Origin of the sequence: Acidovorax sp. Leaf73, assembly GCF_916855635.1 — a bacterium.
GTDB lineage: Bacteria > Pseudomonadota > Gammaproteobacteria > Burkholderiales > Burkholderiaceae_C > Acidovorax > Acidovorax facilis.
Map to the genome: position 1 here is coordinate 130,011 of NZ_CAKASI010000001.1, position 22,540 is coordinate 152,550.

Sequence of the window (22,540 nt, forward strand, 5' to 3'; positions counted from 1 at the left end):
CGCAGGCTTCCTACAATGGCCCAGCAACCGCGAGAGGGCGCCATGACACACGTCACCTGGGACCACAACCCGCCGACCACCTGGACAGCCATGATGGATGGACAAGCACTTTGCTCCATCAAGCGCAAGGACATTGGCGGCTGGACGGCGGTCTGGATGGATGAGCGCCTGTGGCCGGCGCCACCCCATCTGCCCAAGGCCATGCCCCAGCCCACACGGTTTTTCAGCAGTCTGGAAGAAGCCAAACTGGCGGTCGAGCAGGCGCTGTCGGCCTGAAGCGTTGTCGGGCCTGAATCCGTCAGGCATCCAGCAGGTGTTGAAGTGCTTTGTTTTTTATAGCGGCCAACGCAATACCAACGGGCGCCAGGGCCGACACTGATTCGTGGAACTGCTTTTTTGCAGCGCCCACCCGCCATGCCGACTGCAAGGCACCAAAGGGCCTTGCACCTTGGCCCCTTCGGTGCCTCAGGGGCCGCAGCCACATGGTCAGGGCAGTTTGACGGCCGCCACGGCGTTGGACGTGGAGATGAAGAGTGTGGTGTCGCGCACGGCAAGGCCCCAGGGCTCGTCGATGAGGCCGGGCAGGTCTCCTGCCGCAAATCCCTGGCCCCAGGGTTTGCCCACCAGCGTGCTGACCTGGCCATCGACGCCAATCTTGCGCACCACATGGTGGCGCGGATCGGTCACATAGACGTTGCCCTTTGCGTCGGCTGCCAGGTGGGCCTGAGAGTCGGAGAGTGCCGCGCCTGTGTCCACGGCCAGTTGCGCCGACGATACGGGGCCATCCACCAGCCCGGGGGGCATGTCCGCGCGGCCTGCAACGGTGCTCACGCTGCCTGCGGGGGTGATCTTGCGGATGGTGGGGCCCACGCCCGTGATGTTGTGGTAGCGCCCATCGACCACATACAGGTTGCCCGCAGGGTCCAGCACCATATGGCCCAGCGCCGAGAACAGCGCCGAACCGGCAGGGCCGTCTGCATGCCCCCGTGCGTTGGGGTTGCCTGCAAACAGGCTGACGGCACCGGTCGGGCTGATCTTGAAGATCACGCCTTGCAGCGACGATGCGTACAAGGTGCCCGCATCGTCGGCGACCAGGCCCGTGATGCCAAGATCCAGAAATGCTGGGATGGCATTCAACTGAGCGGACAGGTCGGCAAAAACTGCGACGTTGCCTGCGGGCGTGGCCTTCAGGATGCGCTTGAGAGAGTACGAGTAGATGTTTCCGGCACCATCCACGGTGAGTGCTTCAGGGCCGCAGAAGGCGACTTCGTTGATTGGCCCCGTGATTTGCGAGCACGGGTTTTTAACCCTGCCCAGGGTGCCCACCATGCCATCCGGCTGAATGGTTCGAATGGCTGCATTGTTGCGGTCGCGCACATACAGGGTGCCTGATTTGCCCACGGCCAGCGCCCCCGGGCCGTCAAACCGGGCTGTGCTCCCGCTGCCATCGGCCCAGCCAGGACCGGGTGCCGTTCCCACTTTCAAGTCGGCAGCGCCATCGCGGGGGTAGCGGTGGATCAGTGCGTAGCTTTGGAAGCTGCTGGACGCGCTGTTTTCGGTGACGAGGAAGCGCCCTTGGGCATCCACCGCGAGGCGTTTGGCAGCGCAAAAGGCAGGCGGCAGGCCATCGGCGCCGAAGGCGCAGTCCGCTGCGCGCCGCACGGTGGTGACGGAACCATCGGCAGCGATCTCGCGCAGCGGCGTGCCCAGGTGCCTGTCCAGCACAAATATCCGGTTGGAGCGGTCTATGGCAATGGCTTGCAGTTCGCCAAACTTGGCCGCTGATGCCGAACCGTCCACATGGCCAGCGTTGCCCTGGGCCACGGTGCCTGAGAGCACCGTGGCCTGTCCACCGGGCGCAAATTTGCGCACCACATGGTCGTTGGGATCGGCGGCGTACAAGGCCCCGGCGGAGTCGGTCGCCAATTGCACCGGGTAGAAGCGCGCGGGGTTGTTGCGCCCTTGTCCTGGCGTCGGAATCTGGCTGACCTTGAACACCACGGTGCTGACCACACCGGCTGGTGTGATTTTGCGGATGGGGTTGCCCGTGGGCTCGGCAGGCAGGGTCTGCGTCAAAGGTGCCCATTCAGAGACATAGACATTGCCATCCTTGTCCACGGCAATGCTGGTGGGGCTACACAGCGTAGCCGCCGTGCCGGTGCCGTCGGCATTGCCACACACGCCCACCTGGCCGGCCAGCGTGGTGACGTTGCCGGATGCATCGATCTTGCGCACCAGGTGGTTCCCGGCGTCGGCCACGTAGGCGTTGCCCGCCGCATCCACCGCCACGGCCAGCGGCGCGTTGAAACGGGATGCTGTGCCTGCGGCGTCCAGGTAGCGCGTCTCGGTGCTGCTCGCGCCACTCCGTGTGGGGCCGCCGCCTGCGACTGTGGTGAGCTGCCCGGTGGGGGAGAGTTTGCGAATGGTGTTGTTGCCGGTGTCTGCCATCAGCACATCGCCCGCGGGGGTGAGCGCCATACCGCCCGTTTCGACGCTGATTTTTGCGAAAGCCCCGGTGCCATCCTGGTTGCCCGGGCCGTCGGTGCTACCTGCCAACAAGGACAGGGCTGTGGCGGGCGGCGGTGGCGGGGCTGGTGTATCGCTGGAACCCCCGCCGCAGGATGCAAGCACAGGGATTGCCAGCGAGGCCAGCAGCCTCCAGCGGGCTCGGTGTGGGGTGCGTGGTTTGCTTTGCATAAAAATCCTATGAAAATGTTGGGTCAGAGTCGCAGACTGGCCATCAGCCCGATGAAAACGCATAGGAGGGGAAGTTGGTCACCGCCATCTCATCCAGGCTGACTCCAAAGCGGGCCGTCGCGAGTGCGGCGCTAGCGCTGAGGTAGGGGTGTCAGAAGAGCTGTCCCCAGACGCGGCGACCACGGGGACTCCCAATGCAGCAAGCAGGCCAATGCGTCGCAGTCGATCCTTGGATGCGGTGTTGGGCATGAAGCTCCCTATCGCGAATTTCGGTTTTGACTTTCGCAAAGCAGTGCCCAGGCAAACAGCGCGCCTCAAGACAAGGCGGTTGTTGCATCCCTGTTTGCATAAGAGCGGCTAACAAAACTCTTCTGGCGTGGTTGCCGCGTCTTGTCGTACTGCTCGTACAGCCTGCGACGCAACGCTAGCCAGAACCGCTTCGCTGAGTTTGTTAGCCGCTCTAAGTCCTATCGGTGATGTCGGGGCAACGATACATGACGGGACGAGTTTATGGGCTGTGTATGACAGCGGCCAAGTAACTGTCGGTTACGGCAGGCGGGCATACGTTAAAACACCCGGCCCTCCCAATTGGCATGAGGATTTTGAGATGGCTGTGGGGTTAGCGCACAGGCGGGCAGAAAAATGCATCCAGCACCGGCATCAGCGCCGGAAACTCCTGTGCAAAACGCTCGCGGTTGACAAAGTACGCCTCGCAGGCCACCGCAAAAAACTCGGACTGTGATGTGGCCCCGTAGGCGTCCAGCCAGGGGCGTTCTGCTCCAAAGCGCTCGGCCAGGATCACACGCTCGCGGAACTGCTCGTACGCTGGCTCCCAGGCGGCCCACCAGGCCTCGTAGGCGGCGCGTCCGGTGCGTGTCCCCATGAAGCCTGCGGGCAAGGGCGGGCAGCCGTTTGGTTCGCCGCTCTTCATGTCGAGCTTGTGCACGAACTCGTGCACCACCACGTTGTGGCCGCGTGCCGTGTTCTCGGTGGCATTGGCCACGTGCTCCCAGCTGAGCATGATGGGGCCGCGCTCCATGGCCTCGCCCAGCAGCACCTGGGTGTGTTCATGCACCACGCCGGCCTCGTCCACCGTCTGGCGGCGTGCCACGGCTTCGCCAGGGTGCAGCACGATGCCGACAAAATCGTCGTACCAGTCGAGCGCCTTTGCCGGGTCGCCCCAATGCAGCAGGGGCAGGCAGGCCTGCGCTGCAATGTCGATGGCCATGGCGTCGGTCACCACCAGGCCGTGGGCGCCGTGGAACTCCTTGTGGTGCAGAAAGAGGGCGCTCAAGGCGCGCAGCTTGGACTGGTCGTGCAGCGAGAGCGCCGCCAGAAACGGGTAACGCTGCAGGGTCTGGAGCCACAGCGTGGCCGAGATGTCGGGCACGGGGGCCACCGTGGCGCGGACGCGGCTCCAGAGCCGATGGAAAAGAGGGGGCATGGCGATCAGGCAGCGGGTGGTGAAACCCCGCGCAGTTCAGGATCGCGAGTACTTGGGGGTCAGGGACCGCCGTTCCAAGCCCGTTTGCGACAAACGCAGTGTTTCCGCGCGGGGCGGTCGTGCAGCGGCATCCCAGTCGCTGAGCACCACCCGCTGCAGGCCGGGCTCCAGCACATGGTCGGCGGGGCGGTGGGTGTGGCCGTGAATGAGCGTATGCGCCTGGGCCGCCTGGAGCCAGGTGATGGCGGCCGGGCCGTCTATGTCGGCATAGGTGACGCCCGACTGTTTGCGTGCCTCGCTCTCCTGGCGGATGCCACGGGCCTGCGCGCGACGTGTGGCCAGGGGCTGCGCCAGAAACTGCTGCTGCCACTCGGCACTGCGGGCCTGCACGCGAAAGCGCTGGTACTCAACATCGTCCAGGCACAGCAGGTCGCCGTGGCTGAGCACGAAGCGCTGGCCGCCAAACACCAGCACCGTGGGGTCTGCCAGGCCAGTGATGCCACACTGCGCCAGGAACCCCGGGCCCGCCAGAAAGTCGCGGTTGCCGTGCATGAAGTACACGGGCAGGCGCTGCGCGGCGGCCCGCAGGGCGGCGCAGCCTTCGGCCTCGAAACTACCAGGTTCCCCCATGGCGTCATCGCCCACCCATACCTCGAACAGGTCGCCCAGGATGAAGAGGGCATCGGCCGTGGTGGTGGCCAGGTAGTGCTCGAAAGCGGCCACTGTGGCGGGCTCGCTGGCCTGCAGGTGCAGGTCCGAAATGAAATCGACCGTGCGCCAGTGCGATGGAGCGACAAGCTCCTCGAACCGGGGCACGGTCGTGGTCACGGAGATCGCGGTCAGATCAGAGTGCGATCAAAGCGCCACAGCCTTTTCGATCACAACGTCTTCCTTCGGCACGTCGTCATGGAAACCCTTGCGGCCCGTCTTCACGGCCTTGATCTTGTCCACCACGTCGGTGCCCGACACGACCTTGCCGAACACGGCATAGCCCCAGCCCTGGGCCGAGGGGGCCGTATGGTTCAGGAAGCCGTTGTCGGCCACGTTGATGAAGAACTGGGCGGTGGCCGAGTGCGGGTCGCTGGTGCGGGCCATGGCCACGGTGTAGTTGGCGTTCTTGAGGCCATTGTTGGCTTCGTTTTCGATGGGCGCGTCAGTGCCCTTCTGGGTCATGCCGGGCTCAAAGCCGCCGCCTTGCACCATGAAGCCAGGAATCACGCGGTGGAAGATGGTGTTGTTGTAATGGCCCTTGTTCACATAGGCCAGAAAGTTCTCGACCGACTTGGGGGCCTTGGCGGCATCGAGTTCGAGGGTGATGACACCGTAGCCGGTGATGTGCAGTTCGACCTGGGGGTTGCTCATGGCAATGCTTCCTTCAAAAAAATGGCGGGTTCACTTCACCAGGGTGGCGGAGTTGATGGTGACGGGAGTGGTGGGCACGTTCTGGTGCGGGCCCTTGTTGCCGGTGGCCACGGCCTTGATCTTGTCCACCACGGCCGTGCCTTCGACCACCTTGCCGAACACGGCATAGCCATGGCCGTCGGGGCTCGGGGCGTTGAGCATGGCGTTGTCCTTCACGTTGATGAAGAACTGCGACGTGGCCGAGTTGGGATTGCCCGAGCGTGCCATCGCGATGGTGTAGGTGTCGTTCTTGAGGCCGTTGCTGGCTTCCAGCGGAATCGGGGCCCTGGTGGGCTTGGGAATGAGGTCGGCGGTGTAGCCACCGCCCTGGATCATGAAACCATCGATCACGCGGTGGAACACGGTGCCGTCATAGGTCTTGTCCTTGACGTAGCCCAGGAAGTTTTCCACCGTCTTGGGCGCCTTGGCCGGGTCGAGTTGCACCACGATGTCGCCCATCGAGGTAGACAGCTTGACCTTGGGGGCGTCTTGCGCCTGTACGGACGCTACTGAAAAAATAGCTGTCAGCGCAATACCTGCAAGCGCCAGGGTCGAATTTCTTCTGGAAATCATCCAATCACTCCTTCGAAAAATATCTGCCATTGTTGGCCCCGCCGCGCCCAGTACTGGCGTTTGACGGGACCCGTGCGGGCGCCTTCGGCGACTTCGCCGAACGTTACCACCATGGTGTCGGCGGAGTCTGTCCAGCGCAGGTAAGACTTGTCCTTGAGGTGGAGTTCCCGGCCTTTCAGGGCGCGGGTCTCCGCCTGGAGCACCTGGGTCCACTCGTTGAGAGGCTTTTTGCGGTAGCTCTGGAAGTCCGGTGCGTAAAAGCCCAGCAACCGATTCATGTCGCCCTGGGTCTTGGCGTTGCGCCAGGCATTGAGCACCGCGTCGAAAGACTTGCGGTCCGCCTGCACAGCGTGGGGCGCTACCCACTGCAGCTGGCGCGCAATGACCACGGGGGTGGAACGGGGCTCCACCGTGCGCAGAATGCGTTCCAGGTCGGGATTGGCCAGCACCAGGCAGCCATCGGTGGCCAGGGGCGCGCGGGCAAACTGGTCGGGTGGCGTGCCATGCAGCCAGATGCCGCTGCCGGTCTTGCCCCGGCTCTGGTCCAGGGGGTTCGGGTAGTTGATGGGCAGCGCGCCTGCGCCGTAGAAGTCCTTGAGCGTGGCGGGGTCCAGGCGGCTGGTGATGAAGTACACACCAAGCGGTGTGCGCTGGTCGCCCTCCAGGCTTTTCTCGATACCCAGCTTGCCGACCGAGGCGTAGTAGTCGGCCACCAACTGCAGGCCCTTGGGCGTGTTCTCGAAAAGGTACAGGCGCGAGCGCGACGCGTCCACTGCAATCGCATGGCGCGAGCGGGGCGAGAGTTCCAGGAACTGGGCGGGAATGCTGTGTGCGGGTGGGCGGCTGCGCTGGGCGTCCACGCGTTGGCGCGATTCGTTGCGCAGCTCTTCCAGGGTGGTGGCTACCTGCAGGCTGCGTGCTGTGTCGGGCTCTGGCACATCGCCCATGCGGCGGATGGGCCGCGTGCGCGACATCAGCAGGTCGCCCACGGCCAGTTGCGCCAGCTGGAAGTTGGGATAGTCACGCGCCAGGGTTTCGGCCTGGGCCAGTGCCTCGCGGCTGCGGCCTTCTGCGATGAGCTTGTACACGGCCAGCAGGCGCGTTTCCGCCTGTCCGTCGCGCAGGTTGGGCGCCTTGGTGTCGGCTGGCTCTGTCGAAGGCTGGGTGGCGGCGCGGCGTACTTTTCCGCTCTGGGCGTGCGCCGGTGCTGCCTGCAGCAGTGCGGCGAGGAACAGGGTGCCTGCCGCAGCCCGGCGGCTTGGTGCGGACAACTCCACAAACATGCGCGGTTTCAGGTTCAGGCCTTCAGGGGCTCGGCAGCAGGCACAGCCCGCGCACGCTGCGCAGGCCCAGGGTCGGGGTTCACAGTCAACCGCCTGTGGATTCGCGGACGATGGTCCAGCGGCCGTTGTGGTTCACCAGGTCCAGCGTCTTGCGGCTCGTGACGTTGAGCGCATCAGCAGTGTAGGCCTGCCGAAAACGGGCGGTGGCCTTGTCGCCATTGACCGCAACGGTAACGTCGGACAGCTGCACGTTGATCTTGGACTTGCCCACGATGCGCGCCTCGCGCTCCTTTTCCCACGCTGAGCGCGTCTGGCGGCCAGGTGGATCAAACGATTTGTCGTAGGCGCCCAGATAGGCCTGCATGTCTTTGGCCGACCAGGCGGCCGCCCATGCCTGCACGGCCGAGGTCACGGCCTGAACGGCTGCGGCGTCGCTTGCTGCTGCCGTGGTGGCTGCGGGTGCTGCGGTGGGGGCTTGGGCTATAGCAGGCGCTGCAGTGGGCGCAGATGCGGGGATGGGTGTTGGGGTGGTTGCCGGGGTCGGTGCAGGGGCAGGGGCCACTGCTGCGGGTGGCGCTGGCCGCTGCGTGGCCACCACGGCAGGGGCCGTTGCCGGGGCTGCGGCGGCGGGGCGGCCTGGCTTGCCGGCGGCTTCTGGCGCGAACAGTTCGCGGATCAGTGCCAGCTTGGGCTTGACGGAGTTGGCGTTGGTGGCATCGAGCTGCAGCGCCTTGTTGTAGGCCTGGCTGGCCAGCTTGGCGTAGATGTCGCCCAGATTTTCGTGGGCAGTGGCGTAGCTGGGGTTGGTGCGGATTGCCATCTCCAGCGCCGTGCGTGCCTTGTCCAGCTGATTCTGGTTGGCGTAGAGCACCGCCAGATTGTTGTAGGGCTCGGGCAGCTCTGGGTATTCTTCCGTCAGCTTGGTGAAGGTGGTGATGGCATCAGCAGGCTTGCCCGAATCTGCCTGTGCCACGCCACGCAGGAAGCGCAGCTGCGGGTCGCGTGGGTTGGCGGCCAAGCGCTGATCAGCCTTGGCGAGCGCGTCGGCGGGCTTGCCTGCTTTGATCAGCTGGGTGATTTCTGTGTAGTCGTCGGCCTGGGCCGCGCCAGTGCCCAGCAGCGCGGTCAGTGCCAGCAGGCGCAGGAGGCGTGGAAGTGTGCGGCGGACTTGCTTCATGGGGGCTTCAAAGGTGTGGGGCAGCGTCTGTCCCGGGCGGGGGCTTATACTGCGGCGGATTGTAGCTGAGGGGGTTGTCATGACGGAACGCTGTTGCCGCGGGTGATTTCGCTGTAGGCCCCTCGCTGGGCCAACCCTTCGCCAGGGGCCTTTGCCCCCAGCTGCCGGGTGGATTTTCATTCACCCACCACCCCATCCCCCGTTACTGAAATCCCATGAGTTTGCGCATCTACAACACGCTGTCGCGTGCATTGGAAGACTTTTCCCCGCTCGAACCTGGCCATGTGCGCATGTATGTGTGCGGCATGACCATCTATGACCTGTGCCACATCGGCCACGCCCGCATGATGATGGCCTTTGACGTGGTGCAGCGCTGGCTCAAAAGCAGCGGCTACCGCGTCACCTACGTGCGCAACATCACGGACATTGACGACAAGATCATCAAGCGCGCGCTGGAGCGCGGCATCACCATCCGTCAGCTCACCGACGAGATGATTGCCGCCATGCACCAGGACATCGGCCTGCTGGGCATCGAGCCGCCTTCGGCCGAGCCGCGCGCCACCGAATATGTGCCCCAGATGCTGTCGCTGATCGGCCAGCTGGAAGGCAAGGGCCTGGCCTACCGTGCCAGCAATGGCGATGTGAACTACTCCGTGCGCAAGTTCGACGGCTACGGCAAGCTCTCGGGCAAGTCGCTCGATGAACTGCGTGCGGGTGAACGCGTGGCCGTGCTCGATGGCAAGGAAGACCCGCTCGACTTTGTGCTGTGGAAGTCCGCCAAGGCCGAGGAACCACCTGAGGCCAAGTGGGAAAGCGCTTTTGGCGCCGGCCGCCCCGGCTGGCACATCGAATGCTCGGCCATGAGCTGCGCCACGCTGGGCGAGACGTTTGACATCCACGGCGGCGGGGCTGATTTGCAGTTCCCCCACCACGAAAACGAAATCGCCCAGAGCGAAGGCGCCACGGGCAAGCCGCTCGCGAAGTTCTGGGTGCACAACGGTTTTGTGCGCGTGGACAACGAGAAGATGTCCAAGAGTCTGGGCAATTTCTTCACCATCCGCGACGTGCTCCAGCAGTACGACGCCGAGACGGTGCGGTTCTTCATCGTGCGGGCCCACTACCGCAGCGCGCTGAACTACAGCGATGCCCATCTGGACGACGCGCGCCAAGCGCTCAAGCGCCTGTACACGGCGCTAAGCCTGGTGGCGCCCGCCGATGTGGCGACCATCAACTGGGCCGATCCCTACGCCGCGCGTTTCAAGGCGGCCATGGACGAGGACTTTGGCACGCCCGAGGCCGTGGCCGTGCTGTTTGATCTGGCCGGTGAAGTCAACAAGACGCGATCGGCCGCTCTGGCGGGGCTGCTCAAGGCGCTGGGGGGATGCCTGGGCATTCTGCAAGGTGACCCCAAAGCCTTTCTGCAAGCGGGGGCCAGTGGCGTGGACGAGGCCGACATCCAGGCGCAGATCGCCGCCCGCGCTGCCGCGAAGGCTGCCAAGAACTTCGCTGAGGCCGACCGCATCCGCCAGGCGCTGCTTGCCCAGGGCATCGTGCTCAAGGATTCCGCCGCAGGCACGACCTGGGAAGCTGCGCAGTGAAGCTGGTTTTTATGTCAAATAGGCCTCTGGCGCAGGTGGGGTAATCGGTGGCAGCTCTTAAAAAGATAGCGAGCGATGCTGCAACGCCGCCGTTGGTGCTGGCCACGCCCGACTATTGGGCGGAGGCCTGCAAGCACCTAGTGAAGAAGGACCGGGTGATGAAGCGCCTGATCCCGCAGTTGGGCGATGCCGCGCTGCGTACGCGGGGTGATGCGTTCGTCACGCTGGCGCGCAGCATCGTGGGCCAGCAGGTGTCCGTCACGGCGGCGCAGGCCGTGTGGGAGCGCTTCGTCGCGCTGCTGCCGCGCGGCATGAAGCCCGCCAGCGTGCTCAAGCTCAAGATCGACGACATGCGGGCCGCAGGCCTGTCGGCGCGCAAGGTGGATTACCTGGTGGACCTGGCCATCCACTTTGAACAAGGCAAGCTGCACGTGAAGGACTGGGCGGCGATGGACGACGAAGCCATCATTGCCGAACTGGTAGCGATCCGAGGCATTGGCCGCTGGACGGCCGAGATGTTCCTGATCTTCTACCTGATGCGTCCCAACGTATTGCCCTTGGATGACCCAGGGTTGATCGCAGGAATCAGTCACAACTATTTCTCGGGCGATCCCGTCAGCCGCAGCGATGCGCGCGAGGTGGCCGAGGCCTGGAAGCCATGGTGCAGCGTGGCAACTTGGTATATTTGGCGATCGCTCGACCCCCTGCCGGTGGCTTATTGAAAACGGCTGACCCAGCCTGACGCGCTTTACAAAACTCGTTAACCGTCGGTTACAGTGCGTGCCATTCGTATTCGTGGCAGCCGCAACCGGCGCGATCCCCTAGGAGAAAAACGTTGGCGAAAAAGACCTTTCTGGATTTCGAGCAGCCCATCGCCGAACTCGAATCCAAAATTGAAGAACTGCGCTACGTGCAGACCGAGAGTGCCGTCGATATCTCGGAAGAAATCGACCAGCTGAGCAAGAAGAGCCAGCAGCTCACCAAAGATATCTACAGCGAACTGTCGCCCTGGCAGATCACCAAGATTGCCCGGCACCCCGAGCGCCCCTACACGCTCGACTACGTGCGCGACATCTTCACCGACTTCGTGGAACTGCACGGCGATCGCCATTACGCGGACGACCTGTCCATCGTGGGCGGCCTAGCGCGTTTCAACGGCCACGCCTGCATGGTGCTGGGCCACCAGAAGGGGCGCGACACCAAGGAGCGCGCCATGCGCAACTTTGGCATGAGCAAGCCCGAGGGCTATCGCAAGGCCCTGCGCCTCATGAAAACGGCCGAGAAGTTCAAGCTGCCCGTGTTCACCTTTGTGGACACGCCCGGCGCCTACCCCGGCATCGACGCCGAAGAACGCGGCCAGTCTGAAGCCATCGGCCGCAACATTTTCGAGATGGCGCAGCTCGAAGTGCCCATCATTACCACCATCATTGGTGAAGGCGGCTCTGGCGGCGCACTGGCCATCAGCGTGGGTGACCAGGTCGTCATGCTGCAATACGCCATCTACTCCGTGATCAGCCCTGAGGGCTGCGCTTCCATCCTCTGGAAGACCAGCGACAAGGCACAGGAGGCTGCCGATGCCCTGGGCATCACCGCCCACCGCTTGAAGGCCCTGGGCCTGGTGGACAAGATCGTGAGCGAGCCCGTGGGCGGCGCCCACCGCGACCACAAGCAGATGGCGGCCTTCTTGAAGCGTGCCCTGGGCGATGCCTTCCGCCAGGTGGCCGACCTCAAGACCAAAGACCTGCTGGACCGCCGCTACGAGCGTCTGCAGAGCTATGGCCGCTTCAGCGACACCAAGGCCGATAGCCGCTGAGCGGTTGACTGCCCACCGCGCATTGCGCCCACGGCCCTTCGGGGCCGTTGTTGTTTTTGTGGTCAGAACCTAGCGCTCTGCGCGCTAACCACCACTGGCGCACAGGCTGATACCGGATGTAACATGGCTCAATCCTCCCGTCCGTGCGGGTGGATCAAGAAGGGGTGCCCCATGTCGCTTCTGAAGACGCTCAAAGGCCAGATTCTGGTGTTGTCCGCCCTGTGTATGGTGGCCGCCCTGCTGGTACTGACCCTGGTCAACTACTTTTCGGCACGCGGGCAGGCGCAGGTGTCGCTGGCGGAAGAGGGACTGGCCACGGCCAAAAGCCACGCCGAGACCATTGAGGAATGGGCGCGGGGCAAGTCGGCGATCATTGCGGCGTCCGTCACCGCCTTTGAAGAGCCCGAGCCCGCCAAGCCGCTGGCCATGCTGCGGGACGCTGGCAAGTTCAGTACCGCCTATTTTGGCTATGCCGACAAAAAATACGTGTTCTCTGAAACGCGCAATTTGCCGGCAGATTACGACCCCACCGCACGGCCTTGGTACAAGCAGGCGGCGCAGGCGGGCACGTCGGTCGTCACGCCGCCCTATATTTCAGCGTCGGACCAGAAGCTCGTGGTGACGTTTGCCACCCCGGTGGGCGCAGGCGCCGCCCTCAAGGGGGTGGCGGCGGGCGATGTGTATATGGAGTCGGTGGTGGCCAATGTGGCCTCCATCCGGCCCACGCCCCAGAGCTTTGGGTTCCTGGTGTCAGCCGACGGAAAGATCATTGCCCACCGCGATCAGGCGCTTACCCTCAAGCCCATTGCGGAGCTGTCCAAAGACCTTGCGGTGGACAAATTGGTCGCAGCCGCCAAGGACAGCACCAGCCTGTTGCAGGCCGACATTGGGGGGCGCAACCGCCTGCTGAGTGTGGTTCCCATCGCTGGCACCTCGTGGATGCTGGTGGTGGCCCTGGATGAGAGCGAAGCGATGGCGCCCATCCGCGCCATGCTGGCCACATCCCTGGTCTCCAGCGTGTTGGTGTTGCTGGTGGCCGTCGGGTTGCTGGGTGTGATCCTGACCCGGCGCCTGCGCCAGTTGAGCCTGGTGCGCGACGCCATGCACGAGATCGGCACAGGCGACGGTGATCTGTCGCGCCGCATCGACGCACAGGGCGAAGACGAACTGGCGCAGATTGCTGCCAGCTTCAACAGCTTTGCGGGCAAGCTCTCGGGTGTGCTGGCGCAGATTCGAGACGCCAGCAGCTCGGTGCGCGTGGCGGCCGAAGAGATCGCCACGGGCAACCAGGACCTGAGCGGGCGCACCGAACTCACGGCCTCCAGCCTGGAGGAAACCTCCGCATCGATGCAGCAGCTGACCGAAACCGTGCGGCACAACGCGGATTCAGCTCGCCAGGCCAACCAGCTGGTGGCACAGGCATCCAGCGTGGCGCAGCACGGTGGCCAGGTGGTGGGCAATGTGGTGACCACCATGGAGCAGATCAATGCCGCGTCGCGCAAGATCAACGACATCATTGGAGTCATTGACGGCATCGCCTTCCAGACCAACATCCTCGCATTGAATGCGGCGGTAGAGGCAGCGCGCGCTGGCGAGCAGGGCCGGGGCTTTGCGGTGGTGGCCAGCGAAGTGCGTAGCCTGGCTGGGCGCAGTGCGGAGGCGGCCAAGGAAATCAAGCAGCTCATCAGCGCGTCGGTGGAACAGGTGGAAAACGGCTCGCGCCTGGTGCATGACGCGGGCACCACGATGAAAGACATCGTGACCTCGGTGCAGCGCGTCACGGACATCATGGCCGAGATCACGGCCTCGACCAACGAGCAAAGCACCAGCATCAACGAGGTCGGGCAGGCGGTATCGCACCTGGACCAGATGACCCAGCAGAACGCGGCGCTGGTGGAGCAAAGCGCCGCCGCAGCCCAGAGCCTCAAGGACCAGTCGGTGCGGCTGTCGGAGGTGGTGGGCACGTTCCGCCTGTCCGCCGATGCCTCACGCGCCGGGCCGCGTTTGTCCGCGCCAGCCGGTTGATGGGATGAAGGGGGCAGGCGAGGGCAAGGTGCCCGCGATAATCGGCGCCCATGCATTCCCGCTCTGTCCATCGCTTTTGTGTGCTTGATGCGCCACCACCGCTCCGTGGCGCGGGCCGGGTGCCGCAGTGACCCAGTCTTTCGACGCTGCCATGCAGGCCTTTGCCCCCGCACTGCCACTGGCTGTGGGTCTGAGTGGCGGGGCTGATTCCACGGCGCTGCTGCTGGCTTGTGCGCGCCGGTGGCCTGGGCAGGTGCAGGCCATCCATGTGCACCACGGCCTGCAGGAGGCGGCCGATGGGTTTGAGCGGCATTGCACCGCCTTGTGCCAGGGCCTTGGCGTGCCGCTGTGGGTGGAACGGTTGGATGCCCGCCATGCCCCGGGCCAGAGTCCCGAAGATGCCGCCCGACAGGCAAGATACAAGGCTTTTGAGGCTGTAGCGCTTGCCAGTCAATCGCAAATAGCTATCAAATCAATAGCAATTGCGCAACATGCGGATGACCAGGTTGAGACGCTGCTGCTGGCGTTGTCACGTGGTGCAGGCGTTGCCGGGCTGGCCGCCATGCCTGCCCGGTGGGAACGCGCTGGCGTGGTCTGGCACCGCCCGTTGCTGCCGGTGGCCGCCGGAGACATTCGCAGCTGGCTGCGAGCGCAGGAACAGGGCTGGGTGGAAGACCCCACCAACACCGACGAGCGCTACACCCGCAACCGCATCCGCGCGCAGCTACTGCCTGTGCTGGAGGCCGCCTTTCCGGCGTTTCGCGACACGTTCGCCCGCTCGGCCTCCAACGCCGCGCAGGCCGCTGAGCTGCTCGAAGAACTGGCGCAGCAGGACCTGGCGCGCGTCGGTGCACCGCCGCAGATCGCTGCACTGCAGGGCTTGAGCCGCTCGCGCCAGGCCAACGTGCTGCGCCACTGGTTGCGCCAGTTCCACCACACCACACCCGCGGCGGCGCAACTGGGCGAGCTGTTGGACCAGATTGCGGCCTGCACCACGCGCGGCCACCGCATCCACATCAAGGTGGGGCGTGGCTTTGTGGTGCGGACCGGGCCCGCCCTTGACTGGTGCGACCCCCAAGTTGGGGAGCTCTAGTTGCCCGAACATCGCAAGGCACCCTGCGAGGAAGACAAAAAATGGAACAAGCCGTCGTACCAGGCATCGTGGTCAACTGCGACGAGGCCAAGATCTCCGTGCTGGGCGTGCCCGGCAAGCGCGGCCTTGCCCGCGAGATCCTGAGCGCGGTGGGCGATGCCAACATCGAAGTCGGCGTGATCATCCAGAACGTGAACAAGGACGGAAAAACCGACGTCAGCTTCACCGTGCACTGCACTGACTATGCCCGCACCATGGACCTGCTCCAGGAGAAGGTGGTACCCACACTGGGGGTGCAGGAACTGGTGGGGGACACCACCATCTGCGCGGTGAGCATCGCCGGTATCCGCATGCACAGCCCTGTGGGGGTGGCCAGCAAGATGTTTAGTACCCTGAGGGAAGAGGGCATCAACATCCAGATGATCTCCACGTCCGCAATCAAGACCTCAGTGGTGATCGATGAAAAGTACGCCGATTTGGCAGCGCAAAGCCTGTGCAGAGCATTCGAGTGTGACCAGCAAGCCGTACCAGACTGCCTGGATCGGCTCAGAAATGGGGCATAATAGCGGGATTGGAAACGTGACCGAGTGGCCGAAGGTGCTCCCCTGCTAAGGGAGTATGGGGTGTAGAGCCTCATCGAGGGTTCGAATCCCTCCGTTTCCGCCAACCATCAGGAAAAGCTGCAAGCATGGCCTTAAAGCCATCAGCAGCTTTTTTTTCGTCCTGATTTTCTGACTGCTCTAGGTCTTCGGCCATCGCGGCCATGAAGGCATGCGCCGGGTCTTCGCCCAGGATGGCGCGCATTTTTCCCCTCACGCGCCAACCGCAGGCGCGCTTCCCTTGTTTCATCTCTACCAAGTTCGACGGGTTCAGACCGAGTAGCTCGGCTAGCTTTCGTTGGCTACCGGCAACGTCTGCTGCCCGCTGGATAAGTGTTTCCAGCGTTAGGTGTGTGACAAGTGGTTCCATTTTGAGAATTATTCCTTTAGTATTGCGTTACCAAATTGGCAATGGTTGCAATTTGGTAATTCTCACACAGGAGCCGCCATGTCCCCAACACCTCAGGTTTGCACGCCCCCTGCCACCAAACGGCCCGGCGAAAGCTTGGCGGCTCCAGCCGCTGGCGGGCAGGGGGTGTGCACCAGTCCTGACGACATAGTGATTTGGCCTTGTGGAACGTGGTGCTTCCGCGATGAGCGCGACTACTACTCCCACATGAGCGACGACTTCCGCGTCATTTCCGTGGCCTCGTCGGATTGGATCGCTTTCATCAAGGCTCCGGCATGAAAGCCCTTGTGCAATCCGGCGCAGGCATGGTGCCCATGTTCATAGGCCGCGCCCCCCACCAATGGCAACACGTCCTCGCCTTCCTCGACTCGCTGCCCAAGCAAGACGACGCGGGCGCGACCGGCAAGCGAAGCGCGGGCGCGCCTGCGACGGCGGCTGTTGAATCCTCTGCTATCAATTTTGGGGGGTGCGTAGCGTCGGCAACAGCCGTCCCCGATGGTAATCACGGGGACAACTTCGAAGGGGGCAGAGCTTGACCATCGCAACCCCGCTCGTCCTCGATGGCAACGAGGTTCTGTTGCGTCTGCACGAAGAGCGCACCGTTACCGGCTCGCCCGTTCATATCGACTGGCTGCGCTTCACCCTCAACCTGCGCCATGCCCCCGTCCCCACGGTGGACACCCTCTTCCCCCCACGCGACGAAACCCAGGATTGGGAAAAGTCCCTCCACCAGATCAGCGAAGAAGACCGGCGCCGCCACGATCTGGCCCGCATCCTTCGCGGCCTGGATGACCCCGACTTCTCGGCCACCACGCAAGCGCTGGAGCTAGCGCAAAACGTCTGTGAATTGCTCGGCGCTGGCTTCACGGTAGACCCCGAATTGAAAAAGGGTCACGACTTCTACCGCTACCGCTGGTCGATCATGCGCGCAGGCTCTGAATGCGGCTGGGTCGGGTGCCTGTCAAGCGGCGACAGCCCGCGCCAATCGGCCCAGGCCAAGACGCTGCATTGCAATCTCTACGGTGCAGCGTGCACGTTTGCCCGCCCTGGTTGGCACTACCAGATGGCCGACTATCTGGAAGAACACCGCGCAGTAGTCACGCGGTGCGATCTGGCCTTGGACTTCTTCGAGGGAATCTCTGGCGGCATGGACCGCATCGGCTCCGACTACGACGCGGGCCTGATGGATCACCTCGGCCACCGCCCAAAGCACAACTGTGTGGGCGCGTGGCGCTCCGGTGGCGTGGGCCGGTCCTTCTACTTCGGCAGCAAGGCCGCAGGCAAGCAAACCAACGTGTACGACAAGGGCGTTCAGCTCTATGGCGAGCAGGACGCCACCGGCTGGCAACGCATCGAAGTGCGCTATGGAAATCAAAAGCGCCTGCTGCCCGTGGATCTGCTGCGCAGGCCCGCGAACTTCTTTGCAGGCACCAGTGAATGGCACGCATTGATGCTCTCCGAGCACGGCGAAGTTGCCCAGGCCGAACCCATCAAAACAGAGCCACGCCTGCCCCTTGAAACCTTGATGGCGGAGTGCACGCGCAACGCCCGTTGGTTCTTCTCCACCGCTGGCAAATCTGCTGCGCTGGCCTTCCTCTACATGGACCGCGAAACCCTCGCGGGCTTCATCGAGAACTGCGCAGAGCTTCCTGGCCGTCTGTCGAAGTTCAAGCGGCAAGAAGTCGAGCGCGTCTATCAGGCCATGTTCAAAAAAGTCTCTGGCACCAGCGCTGGCCCCGCTGCGTTCGCCGCATAACCCGGCCAAAAGGAAAACATCAAATGCGTATGCAAAGCCAAGCCGTGTTGCACGGCATCAAGTCCAGCAAGGGCGACTATGAAGGCCGCGCCTTCGACTCCACCACGTTTCATTTGTCGGTGGACATGGGTCAAAGCTCCAGCGGCGAAAGCATCGGGGTCGTCACACGCCCATTCAAGTTTGGCGACTCGTCCGAGTTCCAGAAGTGGGCACACCTCAAGAACAAATGGCCCATCACTGGCGTGATGTGCGATTGCGAATTCGACGTGGTGGCAGGTGCTGACAACTCCACCAAGCTGACCCTCCTGGGCATCCGTCCCGCAGCCACGGCCAAAGCCGCAGCCTAACCATGCGCCTCGTCATCCAGTCGCGCACCACGGGCTGCTTTCTCGCGCCCAACGTTGAGGACGGACAGCCCGAATGGGTCATGTTGCTGTCTGAGGCTGCAACGCTGGATGACGTGGAAACCTGCGTCCAGCTAATCGAGGATCACGCGGAGCCTTTCCACCGGCCCGCCGTCGTTGATCTTGATGACCTTTATGGAAAGGCCCTAAATGCCTGAAATCGACCTCACGCACGTAGCCCACCGCCTCGCAATCGTGGGCATCTGCAGCGGCTTCATCGGCGCCGCCCTGTGGCAATTACTGGTCGGCTCCATGCACGTGCTGGCCCACCGCCTGCACACCCGCGCAGCCCGCCGTGAACGCATCGCCCATGCCCGGAGCCGTGGTCATGCCTGAGTCGCTCCGTGTGTGTCTCGGCGTTTGTGTCCTCGTCATCGGATCGGTTGGCGTCTTCTTCGTTGTTCACCGTTTGATGCGCCGTTTCGATGACTGGCTACTTGGCGAAAAAGACCGCAATGCCTGAGCAAACCATCCAATGCACCTCGACCTGCACGGTCACGGTGCAACACGAAATCACCCTACCTGTGCTCGATCTGAGTCCGCAGGAAGGGGCCGTAATCAGCAGCGCCATCCTGCTGGTGTGGGCTGTGGCGTGGGCCTTCCGGGTCCTCATCCAGACCATCAAATCTTCCGATGGAAACCAACCCAATGAGGACTGAAAAATGAACCGCATCAATGCACAAACCCGCCGCTTTGCCACTGCTGCCGCAGTCGGTGCCCTGGCCCTCGCCAACAACGCACACGCCGCCATCGACGTGACCGGCGTGGTATCTGAAATCAATGACACCGTGACCCCCATCGGCCTGATCGGCGCCGCTGTGCTGCTGGTCGTGGTGGCCGTCGCGGCCTTCAAGTGGGTGCGCCGCGCTATCAGCTAAGCGCTAGCTGCATGTGCTCCCTGACCGGCCGGCAGGGGCCTTGCAAAAGTCCACGCGGTGGGCTTCTTCAAGGTGAAAGCAAATGGGCCTTCTCGTCATCGTCGCAACTCTGGGGGCCGCATGGTTAATCTTCTCCGCCTGATCATTGCCACGCTCTGTGCCTTTGTCTTGTGGCCGCTGCATGCCGCTGTCTCGCCCGTCGAGCAGTGGACTCCCTCATATGGCCCTGGCACTGCCTCCAGCGCATCAGCCGCCTGTGCGATGGCCCTCCAGTATCTCAACACCAACTCACCCAACCTTGTGCGCACGTTGAGCGGTGGTGTTTCTCTAGACGCATCTGGCACTGTGGCTACGTGCCCGTTTACCGCAGTGAATCCAGCAAACCCAGGCGGCACTACATATCAAGGTTCTGTGGGTGCAACTAAAGCCGGTAGCTCTTGCCCTGGAAACTCCACCGCTGACGCCGAAGGCAAGTGCCAATGCAACGCCCCCGACTTCGTAGAAAAAGACGGCCAGTGCAAACCCAAGAACCCATGCCCCGCAGGCCAGCACGAAGAAGGCGGCGCCTGTGTGCCCGACGACTGCGGGAAAGATGAAATCCGAGTCAATGGCGTGTGCGTCAAAGAGCCACCGTGTGAGCCCGGCTACACCCGCATAAACGGTGTCTGCAAAAAGAACGGTTGCAAGCCCGGAAAGGATGTTGGTGAAAGATTCACCAACGGCAACACCACCACCTATAGCTGCGAAGACGGATGCACGGTAAAGACCAATCCGTCTATTTGCGTCACTTGGGAAGGTAAGACCGAGTGCACCGGCACGGGGCGGCAAACCGGCTCTACATGCACCCCCGGCGCTGATAGCGGCCCCAATCCAGACCCGGGAACCAACCCCGGCACGGACCCCGGTACAGGCCCCGGAACCAACCCTGGTACGGGTCCAGGCACCGGCCCCGGAACCGGTCCCGGCACTGGCCCTGGAACAGGCCCCGGCACTGGCCCTGGTACCGGCCCTGGAACTGGCCCCGGTACCGGTCCAGGCACCGGCCCTGGTGATCCAGGCACAGGTCCCGGAACAGGCCCTGGCGGCGGCGGTACTGGCCCCGGTGGTGGCACCAACCCCGGCGAAGGCCCCGACTTCCCAGAGCCCGAACCCGAAGACCCGGATGCAGAAGGCAAATGCCCTGACGGCTATCACATGAGCAACGGCTGGTGCATCAAGAACCCGACCCCTCCTGACGGTGATGGTGGATGCCCACCCGGCACTGTTCGCGTCAATGGGTCCTGTCACTACACGGAACCCCCAGGCCCTGGCCCTGGCGCTCCCGGTGGCCCTGGCAATGGGGGCGGTGATGGAGATGGCGACGGCGATTCAGGATTCGGTGGCTCCTGCATGGCTGGCTTTGCCTGCGAAGGCGATGCTATCCAGTGCGCCATAGCCAAAGAACAGCACCGCCGCGCATGCCAGTTGTTTGACGACGAATCGCCAGAGTCCAAGCTCTACAACGAAGAAAAGGCCAAGGGCCGCACTCGCGATGTGACTACTGATCTTCCGGGTAACGAAACCATTGATCTTTCAACGCGCCTGAGCCGAGAAAACGTCCTCGGTGGGGGGGCCTGCATTCGGGACTTGAGCATCAACGTTATTGGTTTTGGCGTCACCCTGCCGATGTCAAAAATCTGCCCGTCATTGCAGTACATGGGGATGATCCTTGTGGCTATTGCCAGCTTGGCCGCGTTCCGCATCGTCTCTGCTCCAGGGAAGGAAGGTTGATATGGCATTGCCTGCATTCGTAGCCGCTGCGGGCGGCATGTTGTTGAACGTGGCCGGGAGCGTCGCCGGTCAGGTTCTTGTTTCCCTCGGTGTCGCGGTGATCACCTACACCGGCGTAGATACCGTGTTGAACCGGCTCAAGGGGGACGCCATCGCAGCGCTGAGCGGCCTACCTGCTGACCTCGTAGGGCTCCTGTCGTTCATGCAAGTGGGCGTGGCAATCAGCATCGTTACATCCGCCGTCGCCGTTCGGTTGGGCTTGAACGGCATGGACGGTGCGGTCAAGCGCTTCCGAAAGAAGTAGCCCATGCTGTACCTCATCAGCGGCGCCAATGGCGCAGGCAAGACCCTGAACACCCTCAAGTGGGTTCGTGAACGCCAGCTCAAAGAAAACCGCCCCGTGTGCCATAACGGGCGCTTCGAACCCGTGCCCGGTGGCGAATTGGACGGCTGGAAAAAGATCGACTTCAAGGACTGGCAGGCAGAGCCCGATGGGACCATCTTTCTGATCGATGAAGCACACAACGATCTGCCCAACCGGCCCGCAGGCTCCACCGTGCCCGAAGCCGTCAAGATGCTTGCAGAGCACCGCAGACGCGGCTTTGACTTCTATCTGGTCACCCAGCACCCCCAGAACATAGACAGCTTCGTGCGCCGCCTCATCGGCCCGCCTGGATGGCACCGCCACCTCAAGCGCTCTTTCGGTGTCGATATGGTCAGCGTCTTGGAGTGGTCCGCAGTCAATCCCAATTGCGAAAAAGACGGCAGTGGCAAGACCGGCACCGTCACCATGCAAGCCTTCCCCAAGGATGTTTACAGCTGGTACAAAAGCGCAAGCCTGCACACCGGCAAAAAGAAGCTGCCCGCAAAGCTCTGGGTGTTCCTGGCCTGCGTCCTGCTCATCCCGCTGTTGATCTGGCTCGCCGGTTCCAAGCTCTTGACCAAGACCGAAGGGAAGGCCGCCACCAAACCCGCCAGCCAGGTCGAAACCATCGCCGCAGCACCGCAGGCAGTGGCCGCAAAGCTCACCCCAGAGCAATACATTGAACAGCGCTCGCCGCGCCTGAGAGACTTCCCGCACACGGCCCCGGCCTACGACGAAGTGACCAAGCCCACCGTTGCCCCGTACCCTGCCGCATGCATCACCATGGGCAAAACCTGCAAGTGCTACACCCAGCAAGCCACGCTATTGCAGGTCAGTGGCCCTGTGTGCCTCCAGATCGTGGCGCAAGGCTTCTTTGTGGACTGGCAACAGCAAGCCCAGCAGTCCGCCCAACAGGCCCCGCAAATGCTCCCGCAACAGGTCCGTATGCAGCCCATGCAAGCAATGCAGCCACCGCCCCAGCAGGTGCACAGCGTACCCATGCCGCCCCCGCAGTTACAGCAACCTGGTCAGATCACCCAAGCCGACATACCCCAGGCGCTGGGCATCAGAAACCCCGCCTTCAACGTCCACCCGCACAACAGCGGCAACCAGGGCGGCTAGTGCTGTGCGAACCCAATGAAGGAGGCTGAACAAAACTGGAACCAAGCACGCAGCCAGAACTTGCCATTCGTCAAGCCATCACCTACCGCTGATCCGTGTGGATAGCACGTTCCTCCCGGTGTGCGCTATTCCAC

Annotated in this window: 24 protein-coding genes, 1 tRNA gene and 1 pseudogene; 18 read left to right on the plus strand and 8 right to left on the minus strand. The window is 63.3% G+C overall.

Annotation, left to right across the window (positions count from 1 at the left end; all coding sequences use genetic code 11):
* Positions 1-42: 42 nt before the first annotated feature.
* The gene (locus tag LPA35_RS00640) at positions 43-276 is read left to right on the plus strand and encodes a hypothetical protein (RefSeq protein ID WP_055393558.1); all 234 of its coding nucleotides are present in this window, start codon (positions 43-45) and stop codon (positions 274-276) included.
* 210 nt (positions 277-486) lie between these two features.
* On the opposite strand, the gene LPA35_RS00645 is transcribed toward LPA35_RS00640, so the two are convergent.
* From LPA35_RS00645 to LPA35_RS00675, 7 genes are all read right to left on the minus strand, one after another.
* Positions 487-2,478, minus strand: coding sequence for a hypothetical protein (locus LPA35_RS00645; protein ID WP_228894430.1), 1,992 nt, complete (start codon positions 2,476-2,478; stop codon positions 487-489).
* An 838-nt stretch (positions 2,479-3,316) separates the two neighbouring features.
* Entirely contained in the window at positions 3,317-4,141 is an 825-nt protein-coding gene (locus LPA35_RS00650; RefSeq protein ID WP_218299281.1) for a zinc-dependent peptidase, read from the minus strand.
* A 36-nt stretch (positions 4,142-4,177) separates the two neighbouring features.
* On the minus strand, positions 4,178-4,969 hold the full coding sequence (locus LPA35_RS00655; RefSeq protein ID WP_228894432.1) for a UDP-2,3-diacylglucosamine diphosphatase: 792 nt from the start codon (positions 4,967-4,969) through the stop codon (positions 4,178-4,180).
* 27 nt (positions 4,970-4,996) lie between these two features.
* Positions 4,997-5,503: a peptidylprolyl isomerase gene (locus LPA35_RS00660; RefSeq protein WP_121507002.1), complete on the minus strand. Its 507-nt coding sequence runs from the start codon at positions 5,501-5,503 to the stop codon at positions 4,997-4,999.
* 30 nt (positions 5,504-5,533) lie between these two features.
* Complete coding sequence (locus tag LPA35_RS00665; RefSeq protein ID WP_228894433.1) at positions 5,534-6,115, minus strand: peptidylprolyl isomerase; 582 nt, start codon at positions 6,113-6,115, stop codon at positions 5,534-5,536.
* Positions 6,112-7,398, minus strand: a complete 1,287-nt coding sequence (locus LPA35_RS00670; protein ID WP_055393541.1) for a L,D-transpeptidase family protein — start codon at positions 7,396-7,398, stop codon at positions 6,112-6,114. Before LPA35_RS00670 ends, LPA35_RS00665 begins: the two co-directional genes overlap by 4 nt.
* An 85-nt stretch (positions 7,399-7,483) precedes the next feature.
* Positions 7,484-8,575 (minus strand): nuclear transport factor 2 family protein, encoded by a 1,092-nt coding sequence (locus LPA35_RS00675; protein ID WP_228894434.1) that lies wholly within the window; start codon positions 8,573-8,575, stop codon positions 7,484-7,486.
* A 215-nt stretch (positions 8,576-8,790) separates the two neighbouring features.
* On the opposite strand from LPA35_RS00675, the gene cysS reads away from it, so the two are divergent.
* The 7 genes and pseudogenes from cysS (at position 8,791) to LPA35_RS00710 (ending at position 15,770) form a co-directional block, all read left to right on the plus strand.
* Positions 8,791-10,173, plus strand: a complete 1,383-nt coding sequence (gene cysS / locus LPA35_RS00680) for a cysteine--tRNA ligase (protein WP_228894435.1) — start codon at positions 8,791-8,793, stop codon at positions 10,171-10,173.
* 47 nt (positions 10,174-10,220) lie between these two features.
* The gene (locus LPA35_RS00685) at positions 10,221-10,895 is read left to right on the plus strand and encodes a DNA-3-methyladenine glycosylase (protein ID WP_176885413.1); all 675 of its coding nucleotides are present in this window, start codon (positions 10,221-10,223) and stop codon (positions 10,893-10,895) included.
* Positions 10,896-11,008: 113 nt separating this feature from the next.
* Complete coding sequence (locus LPA35_RS00690) at positions 11,009-11,986, plus strand: acetyl-CoA carboxylase carboxyltransferase subunit alpha (RefSeq protein ID WP_055400675.1); 978 nt, start codon at positions 11,009-11,011, stop codon at positions 11,984-11,986.
* Between the two features lie 171 nt (positions 11,987-12,157).
* Positions 12,158-14,011, plus strand: a complete 1,854-nt coding sequence (locus LPA35_RS00695; RefSeq protein ID WP_228894437.1) for a methyl-accepting chemotaxis protein — start codon at positions 12,158-12,160, stop codon at positions 14,009-14,011.
* A 127-nt stretch (positions 14,012-14,138) separates the two neighbouring features.
* Positions 14,139-15,104 carry a tRNA lysidine(34) synthetase TilS gene (tilS, locus tag LPA35_RS00700; protein WP_228894438.1) on the plus strand — a complete coding sequence of 322 codons (966 nt, stop codon included), beginning with the start codon at positions 14,139-14,141 and terminating at the stop codon, positions 15,102-15,104.
* A 38-nt stretch (positions 15,105-15,142) separates the two neighbouring features.
* Positions 15,143-15,667: pseudogene (locus LPA35_RS00705) on the plus strand (ACT domain-containing protein); the annotation flags it as partial.
* 10 nt (positions 15,668-15,677) lie between these two features.
* Positions 15,678-15,770 (plus strand) — tRNA-Ser (locus tag LPA35_RS00710).
* Here the strand turns inward: LPA35_RS00710 and LPA35_RS00715 are convergent.
* The gene (locus tag LPA35_RS00715) at positions 15,738-16,073 is read right to left on the minus strand and encodes a helix-turn-helix domain-containing protein (RefSeq protein WP_228894439.1); all 336 of its coding nucleotides are present in this window, start codon (positions 16,071-16,073) and stop codon (positions 15,738-15,740) included. The two genes, LPA35_RS00710 and LPA35_RS00715, sit on opposite strands and share 33 nt — an antisense overlap.
* 78 nt (positions 16,074-16,151) lie before the next feature.
* Here LPA35_RS00715 and LPA35_RS00720 point away from each other — a divergent pair, with 78 nt between their 5' ends.
* The 10 genes from LPA35_RS00720 (at position 16,152) to LPA35_RS00765 (ending at position 22,406) form a co-directional block, all read left to right on the plus strand.
* Positions 16,152-16,391 (plus strand): hypothetical protein, encoded by a 240-nt coding sequence (locus LPA35_RS00720; RefSeq protein ID WP_228894440.1) that lies wholly within the window; start codon positions 16,152-16,154, stop codon positions 16,389-16,391.
* Positions 16,392-16,644: 253 nt separating this feature from the next.
* Positions 16,645-17,868, plus strand: a complete 1,224-nt coding sequence (locus LPA35_RS00725) for a replication initiation factor domain-containing protein (protein ID WP_228894441.1) — start codon at positions 16,645-16,647, stop codon at positions 17,866-17,868.
* Positions 17,869-17,891: 23 nt separating this feature from the next.
* Positions 17,892-18,215, plus strand: coding sequence for a hypothetical protein (locus tag LPA35_RS00730; RefSeq protein ID WP_055400687.1), 324 nt, complete (start codon positions 17,892-17,894; stop codon positions 18,213-18,215).
* A gap of 2 nt (positions 18,216-18,217) precedes the next feature.
* Positions 18,218-18,430 carry a hypothetical protein gene (locus LPA35_RS00735; protein WP_055400689.1) on the plus strand — a complete coding sequence of 71 codons (213 nt, stop codon included), beginning with the start codon at positions 18,218-18,220 and terminating at the stop codon, positions 18,428-18,430.
* Entirely contained in the window at positions 18,423-18,608 is a 186-nt protein-coding gene (locus LPA35_RS00740; protein ID WP_228894442.1) for a hypothetical protein, read from the plus strand. The genes LPA35_RS00735 and LPA35_RS00740 overlap by 8 nt, the downstream gene beginning before the upstream one ends.
* A gap of 119 nt (positions 18,609-18,727) precedes the next feature.
* Positions 18,728-18,931: a hypothetical protein gene (locus tag LPA35_RS00745; protein WP_228894443.1), complete on the plus strand. Its 204-nt coding sequence runs from the start codon at positions 18,728-18,730 to the stop codon at positions 18,929-18,931.
* 3 nt (positions 18,932-18,934) lie between these two features.
* Positions 18,935-19,150, plus strand: coding sequence for a major capsid protein (locus LPA35_RS00750; RefSeq protein WP_228894444.1), 216 nt, complete (start codon positions 18,935-18,937; stop codon positions 19,148-19,150).
* Between the two features lie 1,389 nt (positions 19,151-20,539).
* On the plus strand, positions 20,540-20,920 hold the full coding sequence (locus LPA35_RS00755; protein WP_228894446.1) for a hypothetical protein: 381 nt from the start codon (positions 20,540-20,542) through the stop codon (positions 20,918-20,920).
* A gap of 1 nt (position 20,921) precedes the next feature.
* Positions 20,922-21,224: a DUF2523 domain-containing protein gene (locus tag LPA35_RS00760; protein ID WP_228894449.1), complete on the plus strand. Its 303-nt coding sequence runs from the start codon at positions 20,922-20,924 to the stop codon at positions 21,222-21,224.
* A gap of 3 nt (positions 21,225-21,227) precedes the next feature.
* Positions 21,228-22,406 carry a zonular occludens toxin domain-containing protein gene (locus tag LPA35_RS00765; RefSeq protein ID WP_228894451.1) on the plus strand — a complete coding sequence of 393 codons (1,179 nt, stop codon included), beginning with the start codon at positions 21,228-21,230 and terminating at the stop codon, positions 22,404-22,406.
* The last annotated feature ends 134 nt before the right edge of the window (positions 22,407-22,540 follow it).